The following is a 20,258-nucleotide window of genomic DNA, read 5'->3' as shown; positions in this document are numbered from 1 at the left end:
CTCTTGATTTTGGACTGAAACAGTGGTATCAATATTGAGGTGCGACCCAAGGCCGGGTTCCCCGGCCATTGGAAAATGCACCTATTGAATCGTGGATTAATGGCGGTTGGACTGCCGCTCAATGGCTGTGGTAAATCGGTACAGGATATCGAACGCGCCCCGCGTCGGCTTCCGCCGAGGAGCAGCAATTCTCATTCGTGAGTAAGAGCGCGCCCACATCATAATCTTTAATTTGATGTGGGAGTAGTCACAATATCTATTAACATAAATCTAAATTTACCATAAACTCAATTTACCCATGGCACAAAGAACTCGGCTAGGAGATATTCTCAAACCCCTTAACTCGGAATATGGTAAAGTTGCCCCAGGTTGGGGCACTACTCCTGTAATGGGAGTCTTTATGGGGCTATTTTTCGTCTTTTTGCTGATTATTTTGCAGATTTACAACAAATCAATCCTCATTCAAGGTTTCAATGTTGATTGGACAAGCCTAGGGCAGTAGTATACTGCCAGGCTCAACTGCTAATCAAACATTTCAAATATTTCAGCTCCCTCCCGGCTTGTCCGGGTTTTTTAATGCTGTTGACAGCAATGGATAGGCTAGGAAGTCCCTGGGATTAATACCTTTAGTTAAAATAATTTGGTTAAATTGGATTAGTTCAACTGGCTTAGTTCAACGGAACAGCGGTCAATTTGGGTCAAATGTGGAATACTAATAACAGCAAACTAGTAACAGCAAACCAGCACTTGACAAATCCCAGGAGGTTATATAATGAACGTTTTTGGTATGGGTTTACCGGAAATGGCGTTGATTATGGTCATTGCCCTATTAGTATTTGGCCCTAAGAAGTTGCCAGAAATTGGTCGTAGTCTGGGTAAAGCGATTAGAGGCTTTCAAGATGCCTCCAAGGAGTTTGAAAATCAGTTTAAGCTAGAGGCACAACAGATAGAGCAAGGGCTGAACACCCCTACCCCAAGTGAATCTGATCAAATTACCACCAAAGAAGTTGCTACAGCAGAAGTTGATACAGCAGAATCAAACAATCATGCTACGACTCCCTCTCAAAAAAGCTAATCCCAGGGACTTCGAGCCATTTCAGCAAGAGGCTAGACCAAAGCAGGGATGATGACTAGTACTGCTGCGGGGAATTAAAAATTATGGTATTAACAATTCTTGAATGCTTATTACATAAGCGTTTTGCTATTTTTGAATCCTATCTTTATTTCCGCCGTGCTCTACTAGACGACTCTTTAACTCTAGTCCGGTAACTCAGTAGTCGATTGCCTTGGCAACCATTGACGCTCCACGAGCAAGGGGTTTGAATAGTCGTGGAGTGTCAACAATGAGTTAGCTACTGGATTTACCATTTTTCTCATTCTTCTTAGTAGAAGGTGCCTCAAACTTGTAGCCAACACCTCGAACTGTCTGAATCAAGGAAGGGTCACTGGAATTCACCTCAATTTTACGGCGAATTTGACCGATATGGACATCAACTACTCGCTGATCTCCCACATAATCGTACTCCCAGACTTCCTGGATTAACTCAGAACGGCGCAAGACCCGACCCGGATGACAGGCCAGAAAATGGAGTAGATCAAATTCCAGAGCAGTTAGAGGGATAAGTATTTCGTCTATAGTTACCTCCCTGCGCCCTGGGTCGATGACTAAATGGTCGAAGACTAGGCGTTCTGCTTCAGTAGCAGTAACAGCCCGCTTCCGTTTCAAAATTGCTCTAACTCGATTTTCCAGCTCTTGTAAATCAAAGGGCTTGGTGATGTAGTCATCAGCACCTTGTTGAAATCCTTGATTTTTGTCAGCAGCATCCGACCGACTGGTGAGCAAGAGGACAAAGACATCAGTGCGGCTCTGCATTTGCTGACACAGGTTGTAGCCAAGGGCGTCAGGCAAATTCACATCTAGAATGACTAAATCTGGATTAAATTGCTCAAATGTGGCAAGAGCCGTCTTGCCATCTTGAGCAGCCTGCATTTGAAAATTCTTTTGACTTAAGAAGCGTAGAATTAAATTTCGGATTGCCGGATCGTCATCTACGACAAGAATCTTGGCGGCGGTCATAACTTTCCACGGAAAACGGGATCACAAATTTAAGACGCAGAGTGTTTTGACACCAACGGTGCTGTTGGGCATTGTAGACAATTATCCTCAGATTATTAGGCAATGCCAATAGTTGGTCAATCGCATAGGCAGATCAGTTATTTTCAAAATTCCCCCACAGTAGGACTTCCCGAACCACGGCAAAAAGTCTTTTTTTCTTGTTCTAAAGAGCAAAAAACCCATAGCCTTGATGAGTCTATATGGATTTACTAACGGTTCTAACATTATTCAGGAATTCTCCGGTGATTTGGCCAAAAACTGAGATGCACCGGCATTGTGTTGACTTCACTGCGGCACTGCTGTTTGAAGATCAAGCTACACTAGCACCCAGGGGCATTGACACCACCCTCAACCAAGACGACTCTGTGAACAGTGGTTACCCAGAGCAAGGTTGAGAGTTTCTCGTGCCTAACCTTAACATATACATAACTAGTTTAAAGTTGCTGTCATACTAATGAAAAGAAGGTATGTGAAAACAAGGGATGTCTCGGAGGTCTTGAATGAGTGATAACAATCCCTATGATCAGCTTGGGGTTACGGAAGAAGCGTCCTTTGATGAAATTCAGGATGCCAAAGGTCGCCTGATCCAAAAGCATCGTGGTAACCAAAAGCTTTTAGATACCGTAGAGGCGGCCTACGATGCCATTATTATGGATCGACTTAGGATGCGCCAGGAAGGAAAGATTAAAGTTCCTGATCGCATTCGTTTCCCGGAGAAGGCTTCTCAAGCTCCACCGAGTTTTCCCCAAACACCAGTTAATAACTCTCCTGAGTGGCTGAAACGGTTGTGGGATACTCCGACAAGAGAAGACATAATCTGGCCGAGTGCAGTGTTCTTAATCTTAAGCAGTGCTACTGTCCTTGACACCTCATCCGGAAACTCGATTTTGCCGTTGGTGATGGCTATAGGCTTCGGATTCACGATCTATTTCCTCAATCGGAAAGAACAACAATTTGGTCGTGCGGTGTTGCTAACCCTGGCAGGTCTGTTTTTAGGTGTGGGATTGGGAAGTTTGCTGGGGAATTCTCTGGAAAGCCAATTCACCAACCTAGACTTGAAAACAGAAGAACTGGCTACATTGGTGACATTTGTCTTGCTTTGGGTGATTAGTTGCTTCTTACGTTGAAAATAGCCATGGGGGATTGGGGATTAGGACGTGCCTCCAAAAGCACTAACTTGTCTCGTAGTGGTGCTTTTCCCCTTGATGTGATATCTCCCAAACTTCTCTACCCTTGCCTGGGTTTGCCCCGTGGAAACCAAGCCAGTCGCTCATGGGGAGCGACTGCATCATGACCATGAAAAGCAGTTTTCATAAAAATTGCTTTTTTAAATCACCACAAGCCCTGTAAGCCAAGACTTTAGCGCGATTATTTTATAAATATTTTTATTTTATAAATATTTATCATAGCCACAGGCTAGAGAGCCAATTTTCTTAACTGTGTTAATAAAATTAAAGTTGATCAAACCCTTTCTGTTAACTGATCCGAAGTTCCCTGGTCTGCACGGCGAGTTAGTGATATAATTTCCTAAATTTTGAGATAATTTAACCACGCCATTTTTTGAAATAAAAAATCACTTGAACTTTCACGGTTCATTTCATCCCACCCTGACCGAGGGTCAGGTGTAGGGCGCGCTCTAGCCGGATCAGCTAAAATCGCACAATCATACGGCTTGTAGCAGTGCTGTGTCTAGAACTAAATCTACCGCTTCAGTGAGATTATTGACGATAAAATCTGGTTCGTAGAGATTGAGCTGAGTGCGATCGCGTATTCCAGATAAAACTCCAATTGCTTTAATACCGTGGGTTTTGGCAGCCACTATATCCGCTTCTGTATCGCCAATCATCCAGACATCAGAGGCAGCTGGGAGTTTTTTTAGGGCTTTTGCCATTAGCAAAGGTTTATCTTTAGTGTCACCGGTCTTAACATAGTCGTTACTCAGGCAATACCGTCGGTTAGGGGGGAAAAATTGCTCCAGGTCTAAGCGACTGAACGCTTCATCAAGCTCTCGCACCCGACGCATGGTCATGACGGCTAAATCTATACCTGCTTGTTGTAATTTTTCCAGGGCATCTATCGCTCCGGGAACCGGTTGATCATGGACTAAGTAGGGCAGAGTGTGTACAGTTTGACGGCGCAGCTGAGCAAATGCTTCAGCTTGGCTGGGATCGAGACCTGAACGAATACCAATAATTATCTCCGGAACACGCCCCCTCTTACACTGCCAAAACTCCGCCTTGGACATGGGCAGGATTGGCTGGTTAGGGCGTTGGATTTCTTTGAGACAAAACTGGTAAACCCGATAGTAACGCTCCGACACATTCATGATCGGACCGTCAAAGTCTGTAAATACTCTAATCATTATCTAACAAAATGTAATATTTATTTACATTATTATCTCATCCCGTGAGTATTTATCACTAAAGTTACGAATTTGTAACATTGCCTATGTCTTAGGACTTACCCATTACTCCTGACAGGGGTAGGTTTTTGAGGTTTGGGTCGGGAGTCGGGAGTCGGGAGTCCGGAGTCGGGAGTCGGGAGTCGGGAGTCGGGAGTCGGGAGTCGGGGAAACGCCCTCAGCTGGGCGCACCCGTCCCTTAAATTCTTGTAGATTTGGATATCTATATTATTGGAGTTTTTTTGGCAATGAAAGTACGTACTCCCCCCAAAGTTAAAAACCTACCCGGGCATCTTGCGTGGAACGAGCATCTTGCGTGGAACGGGCATCTTGCCCGTTACTGATCTTGTCGGGCAGGCAGGATGCCCACCCCACTTATTCATATTGATCCAAAGATTCAGCAATGCTGGATTTTTTACCGATTCCCGACTCCCGATTCCCGATTCCCGATTCCCGATTCCCGATTCCCGACTCCCGACTACTCTAGAGTTTTTACTGTTCAATAACTACCGCATTCAACCCGTCTAACCGTAAAGCCACTTGATAAGCTTTACCAACTTTCTTCAGTTTAAACGCTCCTAAGGATTGCAAAAATTTGGGGAATGTACCTTTTAAATTTAAGTCTCTCATCAACTGAGTAATGGGTCGAGAGTATTGTTTTTTAAATTCAGTAGCTATATGAGCGATCGGAACATAAGGATCTTTATAGTTTGTCTTCAAATCCTTGAGGAGTTTAACTAGTATCTCTTCCAAATCTGATTTAGATTCAATTTTAGATAAAGGCTTAACAGTAGGCTTTAACTGAATAGTCTTTAAAGAAGAGGTCTTTTTAATGAAAGAAATTGGCTTTTCAAATAGAGTTAGATAAAAATTTGAAGTTCCCGGTATGTGATGAGTCACAAATTCCTTGGGGTAATCACTAAAAATATCGGTTGTTAGTTTTCCAGGCAAGCGCAGGGAGACAACTTGATTGAGGGTTAGCTGATACTTAGACTCAAATAGATAAGATAGTCTAGACAGGTTTATCCAAGCATTGGAAGTGCGTTTTTGTTCAGCTTTGAGGATGTCTTTGAGCTGATTAATAAATTCCTCAAGGGTGGGAATTTCTGGTACAGAAACCAGAGAATGGGCTTGAGTTTCACGAGTCTTGTTATTTAAAACAATGATCTTATCGTTTTGTTTACGCACCAAATAGACTTTTAGTCCATGGGTTTGTAGGGTGGTGCAAAGATGAGTCATTACCCCATCAGAGGAACAGACTAAGACTTCCTTGGCGGTTGGATAATGGATAAAGATAGAAGCGCCAACGGTAGCCATCTTAAAATCAGCGCTGTCCTTTCCTGGTGGGACATGAATTAGCTCATAGCCACGACTATGCAGTTCAGTGTCATACTTACCCATAGCACGCCAATTGGCAACAGCAATTTTGATTTGGATCGGGTAGGAACAAATTTGAGCTAGGAATTTTTCGGTTTCAGTATTGAGCCGTAAATTTTCGGCATCTAGCAGTAAGATGGCAATTCCTGTGCCTAGCTTTGGCAAAGGGGAAACTGATGTTGGGGTTTTATTATTAGTAGAGACACCAGTAGAGACAGCTAAGTTATGGGAATTACTCCCTGGCTTGGGTCGGATAGAGTGACGAAGTTTTTGGGTCAGTTCCCTAAAGCTGGGGGAGTTGAAATAACCAGGAATAAACAGAACTTGCAGTAATTTCCTGACTTTGATAATTCGTCGGGGCCAATCTTGCTCTTGGCTGAGTTCTGATTTGAACTTGGCCAGGAAAGCCGATTGATGACGGGGTTTATCCCAAGCGATTTTTCGGTATTTTTCCTTGAGTAATTCGGACTGCTGCTGCTGAACCTCAAGGATGGCTTGGTAGAGGTAAAGGCTAATTTCGTTGATCGCGGCAGAGTCATTCACGAATGGTTTCTGGTAGATTTGGTGAGTAATTTTGGGCTGAATACAAAAGCAGATCTATGAACCCAGTATATGTGAAATAGCAAAGGCAACAGGGAACAGCGGATCTCGGAACAGCGGATCTCGGAACAAAAATTCCCACAATTCCTACAGGGATCCCTCAAGGATCAGCAGTGGGTAGTGGAAAAATTCGAGTTCCATAGAACTCAGCTGTTGGTAGATTGAAGGAGCTTCCAGCCAGAAGCCAGGAGTCGTTAGGGTTAAATTTGTTATTATAGCGCTGTCTTGATGCAAAGCGCGAGTGGGGGAAACCCCCGCAGGTCGGCGCTGCATCGCTTCTGTTGAGTAATGAGCTATACAGAATTTTTCGCCGATTCCCTGTCATCTGCTCCCTATTCCCTATTCCCGACTCCCGACTCCCCTTACCCCAAGACTAAAGTCCCTCAGCCAATTGATAACTGGTATAGTTAAGAGTGACTCAGCTTAACAAATTGTAATCATGGCCAGAGACCTAAGGGGATTTATCCAAGAGCTAGAACAGAAGGGGCAATTGCGGCGGATTAAGGCTTTAGTTGACCCAGATTTGGAAATTGCTGAGATATCAAACCGGATGCTACAAGCGGGTGGACCTGGCTTGCTGTTTGAGAATGTAAAAGGGTCATCCTTTCCGGTTGCGATTAATTTAATGGGAACAGAAGAACGGGTTTGCTGGGCGATGAATCGGTCAAGCCCGGAAGATTTGGAAACTCTGGGCAAGAAGCTAGGGATGCTGCAACAACCAAAGCCACCTAAGAAGATTTCCCAGGCGGTGGAATTTGGCAAAATTTTGTTTGATGTGGTGAAAGCTAAACCAGGGCGAGACTTTTTCCCTCCTTGTCACCAGGTGGTGGTCGAGGAAAATGATTTGGATTTGAATAAGTTACCCCTGATTCGCCCTTATCCCGGTGATGCTGGCAAGATTATTACCTTAGGATTGGTGATTACTAAGGATTGTGAGACTGGTATTCCTAATGTGGGGGTTTATCGGCTACAACTGCAGTCTAAGACTACGATGACTGTGCATTGGCTCTCGGTCAGGGGTGGAGCACGACATTTGCGCAAGGCGGTGGAGAGAGGAAAAAAATTAGAAATTGCGATCGCACTCGGTGTTGACCCCCTGATTATTCTGGCCGCTGCTACTCCCATACCGGTTGACCTGTCGGAATGGCTCTTTGCTGGACTCTATGGTGGGTCTGGGGTTAACCTAGCCAAATGTAAAACCTTAGATTTAGAGGTACCAGCGGATTCTGAGTTTGTCCTGGAAGGCACGATTACTCCAGGGGAAATGTTGCCAGATGGTCCCTTTGGTGACCACATGGGGTATTACGGTGGAGTCGAGGATTCCCCCTTGATTCGCTTCCACTGTATGACTCACCGCAAGGATCCGATTTATTTAACTACCTTTAGTGGGCGTCCACCGAAAGAAGAAGCGATGATGGCGATCGCACTCAATCGGATTTATACCCCGATCCTGCGGCAACAAGTCTCAGAAATTGTGGATTTCTTCTTGCCCATGGAAGCTCTGAGTTATAAAGCTGCCATTATTTCGATTAAGAAAGCCTATCCAGGACAAGCGCGACGGGCTGCTTTGGCCTTTTGGAGTGCTTTGCCTCAATTTACTTACACCAAGTTTGTGATTGTGGTGGATGAGACTATTAATATTCGCGACCCCCGTCAAGTGGTGTGGGCGATTAGTTCTAAAGTTGACCCGGTGCGGGATGTCTTTATTTTGCCCAATACTCCCTTTGATAGTTTGGATTTTGCCAGTGAAAAGATTGGCTTAGGGGGACGGATGGGTATTGATGCTACTACTAAGATTCCACCGGAAACGGAACATGAATGGGGCGCAACTTTGGAGTCTGATGGGGATGTAGCAGCGATGGTAGATAGGCGTTGGGCTGAGTATGGGTTAGGGGATTTGGATCTCAAGGATGTTGATCCCAATTTGTTTGGGTATGATATGTAATTTATAGGTAAGCGGTCAGCTTCAAATAGATGACTAGAAAGCGTTGCTGAATCTTCGGATGAATAGCAGTAGAGTGGGCATCCTGCCCGCGCGAAAATATCTTGAAAGTAGAGTGGGCATCCTGCCCGCGCCAAAATATATTGAAACTGGCAAGATGCCAGTTCTACCAAGATGCCAGTTCTACCAAGATGCCAGTTCTACCAAGATGCCAGTTCTACCAAGATGCCCATTCTACAGGTGCGACCCGTGGCGAATTTAATTCTTAATCCGAAACTGGCAAGATGCCAGTTCCACCAAGATGCCCATTCTACAGGTGCGACCCAAGGGCGATTTACTCGCCCATTGGAAAGCGCACCTACTCTTACAATCATTCAATAATTAAGCAATGCCTACTAAAAAGCGATTGACCGTAGGTCACGCTAAGCGAGTCACGCGATCGCATATAAGCTGTTAAGCATTTATTTTGATCGCTCACAAGCCTTGCTGTAAGAGGTCTAGGCTTCAAAAATCCCAATTTAAATGCGTGTCAGCTTATCTCCTAAGGGCTTCTATCTCAACTCATCCCCTGGGATAGGTTCTGTATCTGGTACTGATGCTAATATTGCATCAAAACGCTTGTAATCAGCTTTGTCAGCATAACTCTGCAATAGTTTTGTAACTTTATGAGCTTCCATTTTTTCCGTAACAGCACTCAGTAACCACTGCTCGATAGAAACTTGATTTTCTGCAGCAAGACGTTGAATTTCCTTCAACAAGGTCTCAGGTAATTCTAAAGGATAATAACTCATTCTGTAACTTGCTCCTGTAAATTGAGAGAGTGAACCAACTCTCCTGGTCGAATAACTTCAATCCCGAAATATTTGGCAGCTGGCAAAAAATCTTGTACATTAAAAGTGACAATAGCTTGGGCTTGAGCATTAATCGCACATTCCAAAACCATTTCATCATCTGGATCACTTAACTGAGGTCGCCACTTCCAATAAATTTGGATGGGTCTGAAGACATCCGCAAGCACACCTAAAATCACGTCAACATCTTCTGATGTGGTCCAAAAATTCTGTAGGTTTTCATCTCGCTTTAAAACTTCAGCATATTCTAGAAACAATGCTTGAGAAACTCCACCTAAAATTAATCCTTGACGAATGGCTTTCAAGATTAAAAAGCTAGCACCTCGTCGAGAACGTAATGCAGCGACAAAAATATTAGTATCAAAGACATACATACATATTTGTTTTTTAACCACTGCATCAACTTTACATTTGTATTATAGCGGTTTTTAATTCAGTGAGGTACAGAGTACTGGGTTTTAGGCAACAGCTGATCTGGGAACAGAAAAGAGGCAAGAGGGAAAAAAGCCTGTGTACCTTATTAGACTAAAAACCGCTATACGCACGATTTTTCCCTACTCCCTACTCCCTACTCCCTACTCCCGATTCCCTAAAGCGCTTCACCAATCAACGTAAATGCCGCCCAATCTTTCGGATTACCTGACTTCGGAATCATAGTCAACATCGCTTGGCGCAACGCTTGAGCTTTATCCCCTGTGCGGTTAAGATTCCGATAAAACTCGGTCATCAATTCTGTGGTTTTATCATCAGGGATTGACCACAAGGAAACCATCACACTGGGAACACCCGCTGCAACTAAGGAACGAGATAAACCAATAACCCCCTCACTGTTGATGTGACCGACTCCGGTCTCGCAGGCACTGACTACTACTAGTTCCGCACTGAGTTTCATCTTAAAGATTTCTTCAGCAGTTAGTAGTCCGTTTTCTTCTACAGAAGGAGCCAAGGCGATCGCACTCCCAATACCTGAGATACGAGTGGGAGCAAACAACCCATTAAGCATAGGTAGTTAGGTAGCAAGCTTTAAGACTAATCAAAGAAAGTAAAATACCACGTCAAAATCCGGATTACCTCACCCTCTACAGTTGAGGGGATCATGGGAACAGGGAATAATGGGAGCAATAGGTAAGTGCTGTATATAATAGCCTATGCTGTGGATAGCCATTATTAAGGCGAATCATTCTAAGTATCCTGATTATTCTATCGGAGCTGGGGAGGGAGCGATCGCCTTTGGCGATCACTGAAAGGGGCTGCCCAAGGGCAGATAGCCCCCATAATTCTTATACATAACCACTTAACGATAGGATGAACTTAGCTGGCTGGTTTCCTCAGTTTCTTATTCTTCGGTATTGTCATTTGCTCCACTACTTTCTCTTGTGTCTATTTCAGTTGTTACCGTGATTCCCTCTACGCTGATCTCTACCTTGCTATTATATTTCCCTGTGAACTTAGATTTGGCAATCAAGTGAGGTCCTAGGTTAAATATTATAGATACAGATATCAGCAGGAAGGCAATTCCCCAGATGGAAAATTGCCTTACTACTGGGGACTCACCGTTTTTATCAGTTGCTGGAGTTGTGACTACAGTAGTTTTTTCTCTATTCTGTTGCGTATTCTTCTGTGCCTTAAAAGTGCTAGTAAATTGCTTTAGTAAGTTGGTCATGGTTTTGTCCTGATGCTTGATTGCTTATAACACCATCCTAGATTTTGCAGATGGGTGTATCAAGGACAGTAAAGGAAAGATAAAGGCAAGATAATAAGTGTCTTTTTCTAACCTCTTGAGTGACAGTTTCGGATCAATAAGTGTCCTTTTCTGTCCTTCTTAACAACTAGAATCACACGGATTAATTATCAATGAGTCAAAAGGGCAAGCTTGGTAGCATTAGAGCCATTCCTAAAGGAATAAGGCGTCTTAACCAAGCTAGAGCCAGTCAAAGAGATCACGAAGGTAAGCCCCTAACTTATGAGCGCCTTGCACCAAGAGCAAGCTGAGCGCTAAAATAGTTCAGCAACAGTAAAGCAAAGATAGATAAGTGTCCTTTTCTAAGCTCTTGAGTCATAGTTTTGGACTGATTGACTGACTTTACTCCTAAAACCCTTGATTTTACCTAGAGCGGTGGATCGGTAGTGAAACCTAAGCAAACCATTGCCAGCGTTGGATTTGACTATATTCCACTCAACCTAGGAAGCCAGAAAAGTCAGTCAAGCAGCAGTTTCGGATCAATAAGTGTCCTTTTCTGTCCTTCTCAACAACGACAATCACACAGATTTGTTATCTATGAGTAAACAGCGCAAGCCCCGTGGTGTTAGTGCCAGTCCTGAAGGAATAAGGCGTCTTAACCAAGCTAAAGCCACTGAAACAGATGACGAAGGTCAGTCCCTAACTTTTGATCGCCTTGCAGAAAGAGCAGAAAATATCAGCGATAGAACAGTTAAGCGCTTCTTCAGTGGAAAACCTGTGGATCGGGGTTATGCGATCGCAATTATCGAAGCTTTAGGTCTAAAACCGGAAGATGTACTATCTCCAGAAGAACTCTTCGTATCAGAATCTATAGAACAAATCCAAGCCAAGGATACGGGAGACTCGGAGCGTGCGGGGGAGTTAATTAAGGGACTAGAGACAGCACTAAGTGAGTTTAAAAAAAGTGAGGAGGCTAGCCTTCAAGCTATGGAATGGCTCAAGGCTAACCGAAAAGCGTTATCCCAAGAAGCTGCCGAAGCAGCTTTAAGGAAGCATTATGACCAGAATCCAAACAATGTAGATACAGATTACTCAGAGGATATTGAGGTATTTTCTCAAGAAATCAGAAAATATTTGCAGTTGATCTATTACTGTTTAGAGTTAGGAAGTTGGGAGCTGATGGATAGAGCAATACAGGAATCAAAGATTCCTGTGAATAGGGATTTACAGCTTTATGTAGATGCACTAGATTTTATTAAAAACCAAAAGGTTAGTCTAAGTTTTGATCCTGAAGAAGCTAAAGAAATAACCCTTTACTTGGACGAGATCATCAATATAATCCCTAGAAGATTATAAGCCTAATTTTGAGTTAACGCTTCTAGACAAAGTGTTAGATTTTTAATAAATAATTACCAGTATTAATCCTTATTATTCAGCATTTGAATAAATCCTAATATTTGGACTTGTTTTTTTTTCTTCATCCTTTCAATTACGAATTCTAAAATTTCTGCATATTCTGGATATTTGTGAATAAGTTTCTCTAAGTGATAAATAAATTTAGATTGACGACGAACTAATTCAAAATTATCCTTCAACCATTCCAGTAATTTTACGACCTTTGATTCCAGCTCTGGTAATTGGTTAATTAACTGCTCAAGAGACTCGATTTTACTAATATCCAAGCTTCCTTCTACTGCAGTTTTGGAAAATCCTAGCAGTTTAGCTTGATTACTTGGTTTATGAATTTCTACCACCACATAACCAACTCGGTCTTGGCGACTTTCTGGTGGGATGTCACAAACTAGGTCACCAGGTAAAACAGGACGACATTCCAATTTTCCCCAACCTTTAACCATCAAATCGGATACATTCATTAGCGATCGCAGGGCTGGATTACTGCTATCACTTGCTGGTAAATCAGTTTCTACTTCCATACACTGTAAGTAGAAGTTTACGGCATAAACTGCTAATGTATTGAGGTAAACGTCTTGAGCTTTGTCCGGCTCGTGCTGTTCCCGACTAAAGGTTTCTGCTAGTTGATACCAATCTCTGGTAAGAGGCACAGAGAATGTTAATTTTTCCGTTAAGTTATTCATGGTTACTCTCTCGTCTATACATTGAATCTTATTTGTCAGTTATTCCTGCAAGTATTCCTTAAACCTGTCAGCAAAATACTTACAAGAGCGGCAGTAGAAACTTTGCACCGTTGAGGCTTGCTTTGGCTTTAACCCAACTGCTACAGCAGTCTGTTGCCAACTCTTCCGGTCAAGATATAAAAGAGCAATAGTTCTGAAGTTGGCCTGAGGATGTCCTTTAACGTGTCTGCTGGCAAACAGCCCATCAGAGTCTTCTTCAATACACTGACGTACAAGCTGTGAAGGTAACGGAGTGTCTTCTGGTTGGGCAACGGTTTCTAAATAGGTCATACCTGATTGATTGATCTTACCCCCATCGGAAGAGTTTATTGGTGCATCTAGTGAGTACTCCTTTCCCCCTTTGGTATGTCGTTTATTGCCATCAATCAACCGTCTCTTGAGGACGTAATTGACCCAGTTAATCACCGGAGCTCTCGGTTCATAAGTGTCAATTTTTTTTAACACATACAACAAAGTCTCTTGAAGTGCATCATCGTAAACCTCCTGAGGAGTGTCAAATCTCCTGCGAGATAATTTGCCGGATGCTTGAATCATATGAATCAGCCGAGTCAGGACGAGACGACGGCCACGGCTTTTTGGGGAATGCTTTTGAGCTTCTAACGCTAGCTGTTGTAGTCGTTCCTCCAGTTCGTTCATGGGTTAACTCCATCTCAATCCATCTCCTGGATTTACCTTTCTAAATAACTAACGGTGGCCAACCTTGGATTCTATGCAAAGTCGGAAAAAATTTTTCAAATGGGCTCTCTAGCTCGATTTGGCATGGAATCGCTCTTTGAGAAAGTTAACAAAAACAGATGAGGCTGTTGTTTTTATTCCTGCCCATGTATAATCCTAAAACCATCAAGGGTTGGCTCGTCGGACTTGTTGCTATTCCTCTAATCTGGTCAGCCTACTGCGAGTATGAAGGTAAACCCTTTACCCAAGCCAGTGATGTGATCAATTCCCTGGTGCAAGTCACAGTATTAGTGGATGCGCTTCTGAAGCAAGAAGATCCAGACAATAAATAATTGTGAGCTTTTGCCTACTTTTGAATGCGATCGCTAAACTGGCATCAGGCGTAGAACTGGCATCAGGCGTAGAACTGGCATCAGGCGTAGAACTGGCATCAGGCGTAGAACTGGCATCTTGCCAGTTTCCTCCTTATTTTCGCGCGGGCAGGATGCCCACTCTACTCCTATTCAGGGCGAAGACTGATGCAACGCCAGTTTTGAATGCGATCGCCTTTGGCGGGCTCTTCGAGCCATCGCTAAACTGGCATCAGGCGTAGAACTGGCATCTTGCCAGTTTCAATTTGCGTAGAACTGGCATCTTGCCAGTTTCATTAGAATCAACTAACTATAAATGACCACTTGTATAATCGGAATAGATGGCGGTGCCAGTAAAACCCTTTGTGTAGTGATCAACCACCAAGGTCAAATCCTAGGTCGAGGAGAAGCTGATGCCTCCAATTATCACACCGTTGGTATCAAAACCGCTTTCGCCTCCATAGAATCAGCCATTCGCCAAGCCACCCAACAAGCTTCCGCTAAACTGTCCATGGAATCGGTCACAGTGGAAGCGATGTGTTTGGGATTAGCCGGTGTTGGTCGTCCACGAGATAGAGAAGTGGTGCAAGGCTTCGTCCCACAGTTGTTGTCAAGTCAGACAATTCCCGTCACTTGGGCATTGCTCCCCTCTAATGTTGTGATTTGTGATGATGCTTTGATTGCCTTAGTGGGGGGAGTCGGTAAGCCTGTGGGAGTTGTTGCGATCGCAGGCACCGGCTCAATCATTTTTGGACGCAATGCCCAGGGAAATACCAAGCGAGTTGGTGGCTGGGGGCATATCCTAGGAGATGTTGGCAGTGCCTATCACATTGCCGTGTCTGGATTACGAGCCGCTATGAAAGCCTATGATGGCTGCGCAGTAACCAGTCTAACAACAACTAGTCTTCAGGAGCGCTTCACCACCCATTTTAACTTATCAAGCTTTAATTATATCACAGATATTATTTATCAGCCAGGGTGGGGAGTCAAAGAAATTGCATCCTTAGCACCAATTGTGGATCGAGCAGCGGCTGAAGGGGATCAGGTAGCCATTAGCATTATCGAAGATACCGTTAATCAACTAGCCAAAGCTACCCAAGTTGTAATTGAAAGCGTATTTAGCCCTGACTCAGTATGTGAAGTAGTAACAACCGGAAGTGTATGGCATGGTCTTTCCTCAATCCGTCAGCAATTTGAATCATCTCTAGTCATGCTTAGCCCTAATGTTAAAGTAATTTGGCCTCGCGATCAGCCTGCTTATGGTGCCGGTTTGTTAGGGTTGCTGACCCTAGGCAAAAGGCAAAAGGCAATAGGCAATAGGCAAGAGGCAAGAGGCAATAGGCAATAGTAACCCACCCCTAACCCCAGGGTCGAGGTAGGGTGTAGCACTGTCAGCTATCAGCGTGTCGCGTATCAGCTGATGGGCATAGGGCACGCTACTTGATGTGCTGATGGGCATAGGGCACGCTACACCGAACAGCTTTTGAATAAGCGATGCAGCGCGGTCTTGGGGGAAACCCCCATGAGCGACTGCATCAAGACAACAGGCAAGCATTCGTTTAATAGTCACGAAAGTCACAGGTTAGAAGCCTGTGCCACAAAGCTGACGGCTGACGGCTGACCGCTGAATGCTTACATTACTTGGGCAAATGTTGAGTAAACTCATCTAGGGAGTTAACCGTTAATGCTGTGGCCATCAACTCTTCTAATTGTTCGAGAGTTAAGGCTTGAATTTTCAGAGATATCTCTAAAGGAATCTCTGAAAATCGCAGTTTAAGGATGCGCTCTAAACTGCCTCGACGTTCTTGTTGGATGCCTTGTTCAATCCCTTGAGCAAGACCCTCTTGTAAAATCTCTTGATACCAGGGTGATTCCCGTAATACTGTCATATCCCACCTCATGATTTGTTGAATTAATGGTATCTCTAGCACAAAGCTAGCAAAGAAAGCTAACAACGGTTCTAGTTGATTCAATGTTTGATCCGCTCGTAAAGCCTGCACCGCTGACCGCAATTTCGATTCACTACCACCTCCTTTTAAGATCGGTACAAATGGAAATAGGGGAGGTAATGGTTGTCCTAATACTAATTCAGCATCTACTTCCCACAGATTAATTACCCGATAATCTTGACGGGCTTTTAATCCCATGAATTCACTGTCGTAACAGTCTTCGATTGTGACCGTGCTTGGGGGCGGCAAGATATTAATTAATACTGGATAAGCGGATAGGTTGTATTTTTCCTCAGCTAAAGCCACATAATTGCGCATTCGCTTAGGCATGTTCTGGTCATAGCGTAGTTGTAATTCATTGAGAATCAGAAATTCGGAGTGTTCAGGACTAGACGCTTTTACAATGACATCACTTTCGCGACTAATCCATTGGAACTCAGCATCCAGTAACTGAGATGCCCGCACTTGGGAATTACCGGTTACCCATTGCACCCAAGCATTAGGAGCGAGACTGATTAGGCGTTTGCTACCAATATCTGCACGTTTTGCCATACAATTGATCCAATTAAGACTAATTATTGACTTACGCCCACCCCACGGTCGAGGTGGGTGTGGCCTTATTTAATTAATTGGGCAAATGTTGAGTAAACTCATCTAGGGAGTTAACCGTTAATGCTGTTGCCATCAACTCTTCTAATTGTTCGAGAGTTAAGGCTTGAATTCTCACGGATATCTCGACAGGAATCTCTGAAAATCGTAGTTTAAGGATGCGCTCTAAACTGCCTCGACGTTCTTGTTGGATCCCTTGTTCAATCCCTTGTTCAATCCCTTGTTCAATCCCTTGTTCAATCCCTTGTTGGATGCCTTGTTCAATCCCTTGAGCAAGACCCTCTTGTAAAATCTCTTGATACCAGGGCGATTCTCGTAATACTGTCATATCCCACCTCATGATTTGTTGAATTAAAGGTATCTCTAAAACAAAGCTAGCGAAGAAAGCTAACAATGGCTCTAGTTGATTCAAGGTTTGATCCGCTCGTAGCGCCTGCACGGCTGAGCGCAATTTTGATTCACTACCACCACCTTTTCAAATTGGGACAAATGTAAATAAGGGAGGCAAAGGTTGTTCTAATACTAATTCAGCATCTACTTCCCAGAGATTAATTACCCGATAATCTTGACGGGCCTTTAATCCCATGAATTCGCTTTCGTAGCAATTTTCAATGGTGACCGTGGCTGGGGGCGGCAAGATGTTAATTAATACTGGATAAGCAGATAGGTTGTATTTCTCCTCAGCTAAAGCCACATAATTGCGCATTCGCTGAGGCATGTTCTGGTCATAGCGTAGTTGTAATTCATTGAGAATCAGAAATTCGGAGTGTTCAGGACTAGAGGCTTTGACAATCACATCGCTTTCGCGACTAATCCATTGGAACTCAGCATCCAGCAACTGAGATGCCCGCACTTGGGAATTACCGGTTACCCATTGCACCCAAGCATTAGGAGCGAGACTGATGAGGCGTTTGCTACCAATATCTACAGGTTTTGCCATACAATACAATTGATCGAATCAAGACTAATTACTGAGTTAAACCCAGGGCTGTTTCTGGGGTTCAACTAAAATTTGATTACTGAAGAGCTGGGCAAGTCACACTTCCCAAACTTCCTGTTTTTTAAGATTCTTCGTCTATAGACTCTCCCTCTATAGAATCGCCGTCTATAGGGTCTCCTAAATCGAAGATAATAATAAATTTTTCATCGGGCATCAGTCGTTTCAGAGCCTGCAAGTGCCCCTCCGCATCAGAACGGTTGCGAAAACGACGCACAACCACCCGCTGCATCTTCGGCAATAGACGAATGAGCGCCCATGGATATAGGCGTTGAGAGTACGACATAAAATATTAGGTATCTCCTTAACTGGGGCTCCAGAGCCAGCCTGTAGCTGGGAGAAACTGTCGGCTGGCTCTTACCGTGGAACGTTTTAGCGCCCACGGTAATTTTATTATAACACAAAAAATACTCTATTATAACATTTTTTGAAAACTTTTGTAACAAATGGGGAATAGGGAGCAGGGAGCAGGGAGCAGGGAGCAGGGAGCAGGGAGCAGGGAGTAGTGGAGTAGTGGAGTGGGGCAAAATCCTGTATTAATAATTCATTAATATAAAAATAAAGTTATTAATTAACTACTTACTATGTGCGATGGCAGCTTGGAGCCGCTGCACGATTAACCTTGGCCTTTTGGCCACGCTACGCGAACGGTCAAGCTACGCGATGCTCCTTGGCCAAAAGGCCACGCTACGCGAAGGTCGCCGCTCCGCGAAAGCATTTGCCGATCGAATAGTTATATGCGATCGCATTCCCGATTCCCAATTACCGATTCCCGATTCCCGATTCCCGATTCCCGATTCCCGATTCCCGATTCCCGAAAATTAATGGTCCGTGTAAGATTGTGTATCAGCCGGATAATCCACTCGATTGTGGTCCTCGTTTGTGGATTGAAACCTTCTGTGATATTCACTTTATGGGTGGTAGTTTTCCGGCTAGTAGCTAAGTTGATCAAGGGTTTTTATCAAATTCTTTTTGACAAGATTCTATATGATGATCCTTATTGTTATAAGCATAGTGTAGAGGATACTTGCTAGAGTTAGAGATTTTATCCCAACTTATTCGATACCACTTCGATAAATTTATTGGGTCAACACTTTCGACCTGTGGTATAAAATCAATGCCATAAGAAATTCCAGTTAAGTCTTTCAGTATATCACGCCGTATAACTCCTCTCAAACAAACTATATAATCACTTTGAAACCCATATTTTTTACCTAATATCTTATTTCCTTGCTTCTGGAAAATAAGATATAGATTAGAGCCTTTGTTCTGCTGGTAAAAATAAATGCCATCAGTAAAGCCTTCTACTCCAACTAATTTTCTCCACTTTTTTTCCCACTTAAGGATCGCATCTTGAGCTTGATTATATACAGATGTTGATGAAGGAATTTTTTTGGCCAAGTTAATGGCTAATTTATAATTTTCATCAACTGGTTTCAACTCCTGTGATTTTACCACTTTCTCTGCTTGATCCAACTGTCCTTGAGCACACTGATTTAGAAAAGCTCGTGCATTATAGGATTGGTGAGAACTTTCAGGAATTTCTAGAGCTTTGTTCATACACTCGACAAAGTCTTTATTGATGATCAGGTCTTCCATCGTTTCCACAAATAGTTGCTCTTGATGAGATAGCCATTGCTGATAGCCAAAAATGGCTCCCTTACCAGTAATGAAAAGTGTAGCAATACCGATTCCCATCCATAAAAAATTCTTAACTAAAGATCTAGGTGGATTCTCCGGGTTTACTAGCTTCTGATCTTGTTTGTAATTTTGCATATGATGACTATAGTATTGATATGTCTAAAGATTCTAACCACTCCTCAAGTGATTGAAAAGGATCTGATCCCTTAAAGGCCATTCCTTACAACTTCAGATTTCCCTACTCTTAGTACGGAAGAACCATAATGATCAGGTCACAGGATTTTCTTCTCTCTTCCCTGCTCCGTCCGTAGTCTGTCCCACGGCCTTAGTCTCTGCTCCCTAAAAACCCAGAACAAAAGTACCTAACAGCAAGCGATGCAGCGCGGTCTTGAGGGTTCCCCCTATGACCGCGCTGCATCAAGACATTATAACCGCTATATATATTATATACAACGTAAAATGATTGTTAATAAATTTTACAAGTATATTTTTTGCGTAAGTCCTGGAGGAGATAAGTTTCTTCCCCCATTTTTTTTTAGTCGCGCAGGAACAATCAATTACAAATCATGTCTGATTAAAGTGTGCGACTAACGATTTCAAGTTCTTAGTATTATGCTTAAAAATTTTTCGACTATTTTGTTGAGCAGTTCTTTAGCCTTTTCAATGTTCGGGTTAGCACCTGTAAAAACACTCGCGGATGAAATCAATATACAGGAAAACCCATGTGGTGATGATATAGATTGCTTTGTTATAGAACAAGAAGGTGATTCCTGTTTTCTAAATTATTACTACAATGGTAGTCTCCATTCTAGCAAGAAGATTAGCTGCCTAACTGATGAAGATACTATTGGTAGCGGTAATAATGGAAACGACACACTAGATCCTTGTAGTGTATGCAATAGGCCATTTATTC

The 20,258-nt window shown here is 43.3% G+C and carries 28 protein-coding genes and 2 pseudogenes; 15 read left to right on the top strand and 15 right to left on the bottom strand.

Annotated elements, in window-relative coordinates; genetic code table 11:
- Nucleotides 1–298 precede the first annotated feature (298 nt).
- Together psbH and LYNGBM3L_RS02935 are read left to right on the top strand one after the other, a co-directional pair.
- Nucleotides 299–502 (top strand): photosystem II reaction center phosphoprotein PsbH, encoded by a 204-nt coding sequence (gene psbH / locus LYNGBM3L_RS02940; RefSeq protein ID WP_008178875.1) that lies wholly within the window; start codon nt 299–301, stop codon nt 500–502.
- Between the two features lie 270 nt (nt 503–772).
- Nucleotides 773–1,075, top strand: coding sequence for a TatA/E family twin arginine-targeting protein translocase (locus LYNGBM3L_RS02935; protein WP_044492070.1), 303 nt, complete (start codon nt 773–775; stop codon nt 1,073–1,075).
- Nucleotides 1,076–1,348: 273 nt separating this feature from the next.
- On the opposite strand, the gene LYNGBM3L_RS02930 is transcribed toward LYNGBM3L_RS02935, so the two are convergent.
- Nucleotides 1,349–2,077 carry a response regulator gene (locus LYNGBM3L_RS02930; RefSeq protein ID WP_008178873.1) on the bottom strand — a complete coding sequence of 243 codons (729 nt, stop codon included), beginning with the start codon at nt 2,075–2,077 and terminating at the stop codon, nt 1,349–1,351.
- A gap of 281 nt (nt 2,078–2,358) precedes the next feature.
- Here LYNGBM3L_RS02930 and LYNGBM3L_RS42685 point away from each other — a divergent pair, with 281 nt between their 5' ends.
- The 3 genes from LYNGBM3L_RS42685 to LYNGBM3L_RS42680 all read left to right on the top strand — a co-directional run bounded on the left by LYNGBM3L_RS42685 (nt 2,359) and on the right by LYNGBM3L_RS42680 (nt 3,410).
- The gene (locus LYNGBM3L_RS42685) at nt 2,359–2,511 is read left to right on the top strand and encodes a hypothetical protein (RefSeq protein WP_154659657.1); all 153 of its coding nucleotides are present in this window, start codon (nt 2,359–2,361) and stop codon (nt 2,509–2,511) included.
- 105 nt (nt 2,512–2,616) lie between these two features.
- Nucleotides 2,617–3,243 carry a CPP1-like family protein gene (locus tag LYNGBM3L_RS02920; RefSeq protein WP_008178869.1) on the top strand — a complete coding sequence of 209 codons (627 nt, stop codon included), beginning with the start codon at nt 2,617–2,619 and terminating at the stop codon, nt 3,241–3,243.
- Nucleotides 3,244–3,251: 8 nt separating this feature from the next.
- Nucleotides 3,252–3,410, top strand: coding sequence for a hypothetical protein (locus LYNGBM3L_RS42680; RefSeq protein ID WP_008178867.1), 159 nt, complete (start codon nt 3,252–3,254; stop codon nt 3,408–3,410).
- 369 nt (nt 3,411–3,779) lie between these two features.
- Here the strand turns inward: LYNGBM3L_RS42680 and LYNGBM3L_RS02915 are convergent, their stop codons facing one another.
- Together LYNGBM3L_RS02915 and LYNGBM3L_RS48315 are read right to left on the bottom strand one after the other, a co-directional pair.
- Complete coding sequence (locus LYNGBM3L_RS02915; protein ID WP_008178865.1) at nt 3,780–4,478, bottom strand: HAD family hydrolase; 699 nt, start codon at nt 4,476–4,478, stop codon at nt 3,780–3,782.
- 105 nt (nt 4,479–4,583) lie between these two features.
- Complete coding sequence (locus LYNGBM3L_RS48315; protein WP_267871975.1) at nt 4,584–4,709, bottom strand: hypothetical protein; 126 nt, start codon at nt 4,707–4,709, stop codon at nt 4,584–4,586.
- A 102-nt stretch (nt 4,710–4,811) separates the two neighbouring features.
- On the opposite strand from LYNGBM3L_RS48315, the gene LYNGBM3L_RS39525 reads away from it, so the two are divergent.
- The gene (locus tag LYNGBM3L_RS39525) at nt 4,812–5,045 is read left to right on the top strand and encodes a hypothetical protein (protein ID WP_131827003.1); all 234 of its coding nucleotides are present in this window, start codon (nt 4,812–4,814) and stop codon (nt 5,043–5,045) included.
- On the opposite strand, the gene LYNGBM3L_RS02910 is transcribed toward LYNGBM3L_RS39525, so the two are convergent.
- Both LYNGBM3L_RS02910 and LYNGBM3L_RS02905 read right to left on the bottom strand, forming a co-directional pair.
- Nucleotides 5,010–6,437, bottom strand: coding sequence for an NYN domain-containing protein (locus tag LYNGBM3L_RS02910; protein ID WP_008178863.1), 1,428 nt, complete (start codon nt 6,435–6,437; stop codon nt 5,010–5,012). The genes LYNGBM3L_RS39525 and LYNGBM3L_RS02910 overlap by 36 nt on opposite strands.
- Before the next feature lie 144 nt (nt 6,438–6,581).
- Nucleotides 6,582–6,767 carry a hypothetical protein gene (locus tag LYNGBM3L_RS02905; RefSeq protein WP_008178861.1) on the bottom strand — a complete coding sequence of 62 codons (186 nt, stop codon included), beginning with the start codon at nt 6,765–6,767 and terminating at the stop codon, nt 6,582–6,584.
- A gap of 15 nt (nt 6,768–6,782) precedes the next feature.
- On the opposite strand from LYNGBM3L_RS02905, the gene LYNGBM3L_RS48310 reads away from it, so the two are divergent.
- From LYNGBM3L_RS48310 to LYNGBM3L_RS39520, 3 genes are all read left to right on the top strand, one after another.
- The gene (locus LYNGBM3L_RS48310; RefSeq protein ID WP_267871974.1) at nt 6,783–6,905 is read left to right on the top strand and encodes a hypothetical protein; all 123 of its coding nucleotides are present in this window, start codon (nt 6,783–6,785) and stop codon (nt 6,903–6,905) included.
- A gap of 28 nt (nt 6,906–6,933) precedes the next feature.
- Nucleotides 6,934–8,439, top strand: coding sequence for a UbiD family decarboxylase (locus LYNGBM3L_RS02900; RefSeq protein ID WP_008178859.1), 1,506 nt, complete (start codon nt 6,934–6,936; stop codon nt 8,437–8,439).
- Between the two features lie 171 nt (nt 8,440–8,610).
- The gene (locus LYNGBM3L_RS39520; RefSeq protein WP_131827004.1) at nt 8,611–8,817 is read left to right on the top strand and encodes a hypothetical protein; all 207 of its coding nucleotides are present in this window, start codon (nt 8,611–8,613) and stop codon (nt 8,815–8,817) included.
- Nucleotides 8,818–8,987: 170 nt separating this feature from the next.
- Here LYNGBM3L_RS39520 and LYNGBM3L_RS02895 read toward each other — a convergent pair whose 3' ends face one another.
- The 4 genes from LYNGBM3L_RS02895 to LYNGBM3L_RS02880 form a co-directional block, all read right to left on the bottom strand.
- A complete protein-coding gene (locus LYNGBM3L_RS02895) occupies nt 8,988–9,227 on the bottom strand; it encodes a hypothetical protein (RefSeq protein ID WP_008178857.1) in 240 nt (79 codons plus the stop codon).
- Nucleotides 9,224–9,682 carry a putative toxin-antitoxin system toxin component, PIN family gene (locus LYNGBM3L_RS02890; RefSeq protein WP_229414273.1) on the bottom strand — a complete coding sequence of 153 codons (459 nt, stop codon included), beginning with the start codon at nt 9,680–9,682 and terminating at the stop codon, nt 9,224–9,226. Before LYNGBM3L_RS02890 ends, LYNGBM3L_RS02895 begins: the two co-directional genes overlap by 4 nt.
- Before the next feature lie 194 nt (nt 9,683–9,876).
- Nucleotides 9,877–10,290 carry a CHAT domain-containing protein gene (locus LYNGBM3L_RS02885; protein WP_008178853.1) on the bottom strand — a complete coding sequence of 138 codons (414 nt, stop codon included), beginning with the start codon at nt 10,288–10,290 and terminating at the stop codon, nt 9,877–9,879.
- 333 nt (nt 10,291–10,623) lie between these two features.
- Nucleotides 10,624–10,950: a hypothetical protein gene (locus LYNGBM3L_RS02880; protein ID WP_008178851.1), complete on the bottom strand. Its 327-nt coding sequence runs from the start codon at nt 10,948–10,950 to the stop codon at nt 10,624–10,626.
- 615 nt (nt 10,951–11,565) lie between these two features.
- On the opposite strand from LYNGBM3L_RS02880, the gene LYNGBM3L_RS02875 reads away from it, so the two are divergent.
- The gene (locus LYNGBM3L_RS02875; protein WP_008178848.1) at nt 11,566–12,324 is read left to right on the top strand and encodes a bilin-binding protein; all 759 of its coding nucleotides are present in this window, start codon (nt 11,566–11,568) and stop codon (nt 12,322–12,324) included.
- A gap of 62 nt (nt 12,325–12,386) precedes the next feature.
- Here LYNGBM3L_RS02875 and LYNGBM3L_RS02870 read toward each other — a convergent pair whose 3' ends face one another.
- Both LYNGBM3L_RS02870 and LYNGBM3L_RS02865 read right to left on the bottom strand, forming a co-directional pair.
- Nucleotides 12,387–13,064 carry a DUF1822 family protein gene (locus LYNGBM3L_RS02870; RefSeq protein ID WP_008178842.1) on the bottom strand — a complete coding sequence of 226 codons (678 nt, stop codon included), beginning with the start codon at nt 13,062–13,064 and terminating at the stop codon, nt 12,387–12,389.
- 39 nt (nt 13,065–13,103) lie between these two features.
- On the bottom strand, nt 13,104–13,760 hold the full coding sequence (locus LYNGBM3L_RS02865) for a sigma-70 family RNA polymerase sigma factor (RefSeq protein ID WP_008178841.1): 657 nt from the start codon (nt 13,758–13,760) through the stop codon (nt 13,104–13,106).
- 185 nt (nt 13,761–13,945) lie between these two features.
- Here LYNGBM3L_RS02865 and LYNGBM3L_RS02860 point away from each other — a divergent pair, with 185 nt between their 5' ends.
- The 3 genes from LYNGBM3L_RS02860 (at nt 13,946) to LYNGBM3L_RS02850 (ending at nt 15,497) form a co-directional block, all read left to right on the top strand.
- Nucleotides 13,946–14,131 (top strand): hypothetical protein, encoded by a 186-nt coding sequence (locus tag LYNGBM3L_RS02860; protein WP_008178840.1) that lies wholly within the window; start codon nt 13,946–13,948, stop codon nt 14,129–14,131.
- A 2-nt stretch (nt 14,132–14,133) separates the two neighbouring features.
- Nucleotides 14,134–14,391 (top strand): hypothetical protein, encoded by a 258-nt coding sequence (locus tag LYNGBM3L_RS45400; protein ID WP_044492063.1) that lies wholly within the window; start codon nt 14,134–14,136, stop codon nt 14,389–14,391.
- A gap of 74 nt (nt 14,392–14,465) precedes the next feature.
- A complete protein-coding gene (locus LYNGBM3L_RS02850; RefSeq protein ID WP_008178838.1) occupies nt 14,466–15,497 on the top strand; it encodes an N-acetylglucosamine kinase in 1,032 nt (343 codons plus the stop codon).
- A gap of 289 nt (nt 15,498–15,786) precedes the next feature.
- Here the strand turns inward: LYNGBM3L_RS02850 and LYNGBM3L_RS02845 are convergent, their stop codons facing one another.
- The 3 genes and pseudogenes from LYNGBM3L_RS02845 to LYNGBM3L_RS02835 form a co-directional block, all read right to left on the bottom strand.
- Entirely contained in the window at nt 15,787–16,650 is an 864-nt protein-coding gene (locus tag LYNGBM3L_RS02845) for a DUF4351 domain-containing protein (RefSeq protein WP_008178837.1), read from the bottom strand.
- A 73-nt stretch (nt 16,651–16,723) separates the two neighbouring features.
- A pseudogene (locus tag LYNGBM3L_RS50105) lies at nt 16,724–17,647 on the bottom strand (Rpn family recombination-promoting nuclease/putative transposase).
- Nucleotides 17,648–17,768: 121 nt separating this feature from the next.
- A complete protein-coding gene (locus LYNGBM3L_RS02835) occupies nt 17,769–17,990 on the bottom strand; it encodes a hypothetical protein (RefSeq protein WP_044492060.1) in 222 nt (73 codons plus the stop codon).
- Between the two features lie 305 nt (nt 17,991–18,295).
- Here LYNGBM3L_RS02835 and LYNGBM3L_RS39515 point away from each other — a divergent pair, with 305 nt between their 5' ends.
- Together LYNGBM3L_RS39515 and LYNGBM3L_RS46915 are read left to right on the top strand one after the other, a co-directional pair.
- Entirely contained in the window at nt 18,296–18,529 is a 234-nt protein-coding gene (locus LYNGBM3L_RS39515; RefSeq protein ID WP_131827005.1) for a hypothetical protein, read from the top strand.
- Nucleotides 18,522–18,647: pseudogene (locus tag LYNGBM3L_RS46915) on the top strand (DNA-binding protein); the annotation flags it as partial. The gene LYNGBM3L_RS39515 and the pseudogene LYNGBM3L_RS46915, both read left to right, overlap by 8 nt.
- A gap of 5 nt (nt 18,648–18,652) precedes the next feature.
- On the opposite strand, the gene LYNGBM3L_RS02830 reads toward LYNGBM3L_RS46915, so the two are convergent.
- Nucleotides 18,653–19,480 carry a hypothetical protein gene (locus LYNGBM3L_RS02830; RefSeq protein ID WP_008178829.1) on the bottom strand — a complete coding sequence of 276 codons (828 nt, stop codon included), beginning with the start codon at nt 19,478–19,480 and terminating at the stop codon, nt 18,653–18,655.
- Nucleotides 19,481–20,258 lie beyond the last annotated feature (778 nt).

It is taken from the genome of Moorena producens 3L (assembly GCF_000211815.1).
Lineage (GTDB): Bacteria > Cyanobacteriota > Cyanobacteriia > Cyanobacteriales > Coleofasciculaceae > Moorena > Moorena producens.
Note: the sequence above shows the minus strand (reverse complement) of the source record. Positions and strands in the feature narration are given on the sequence as shown.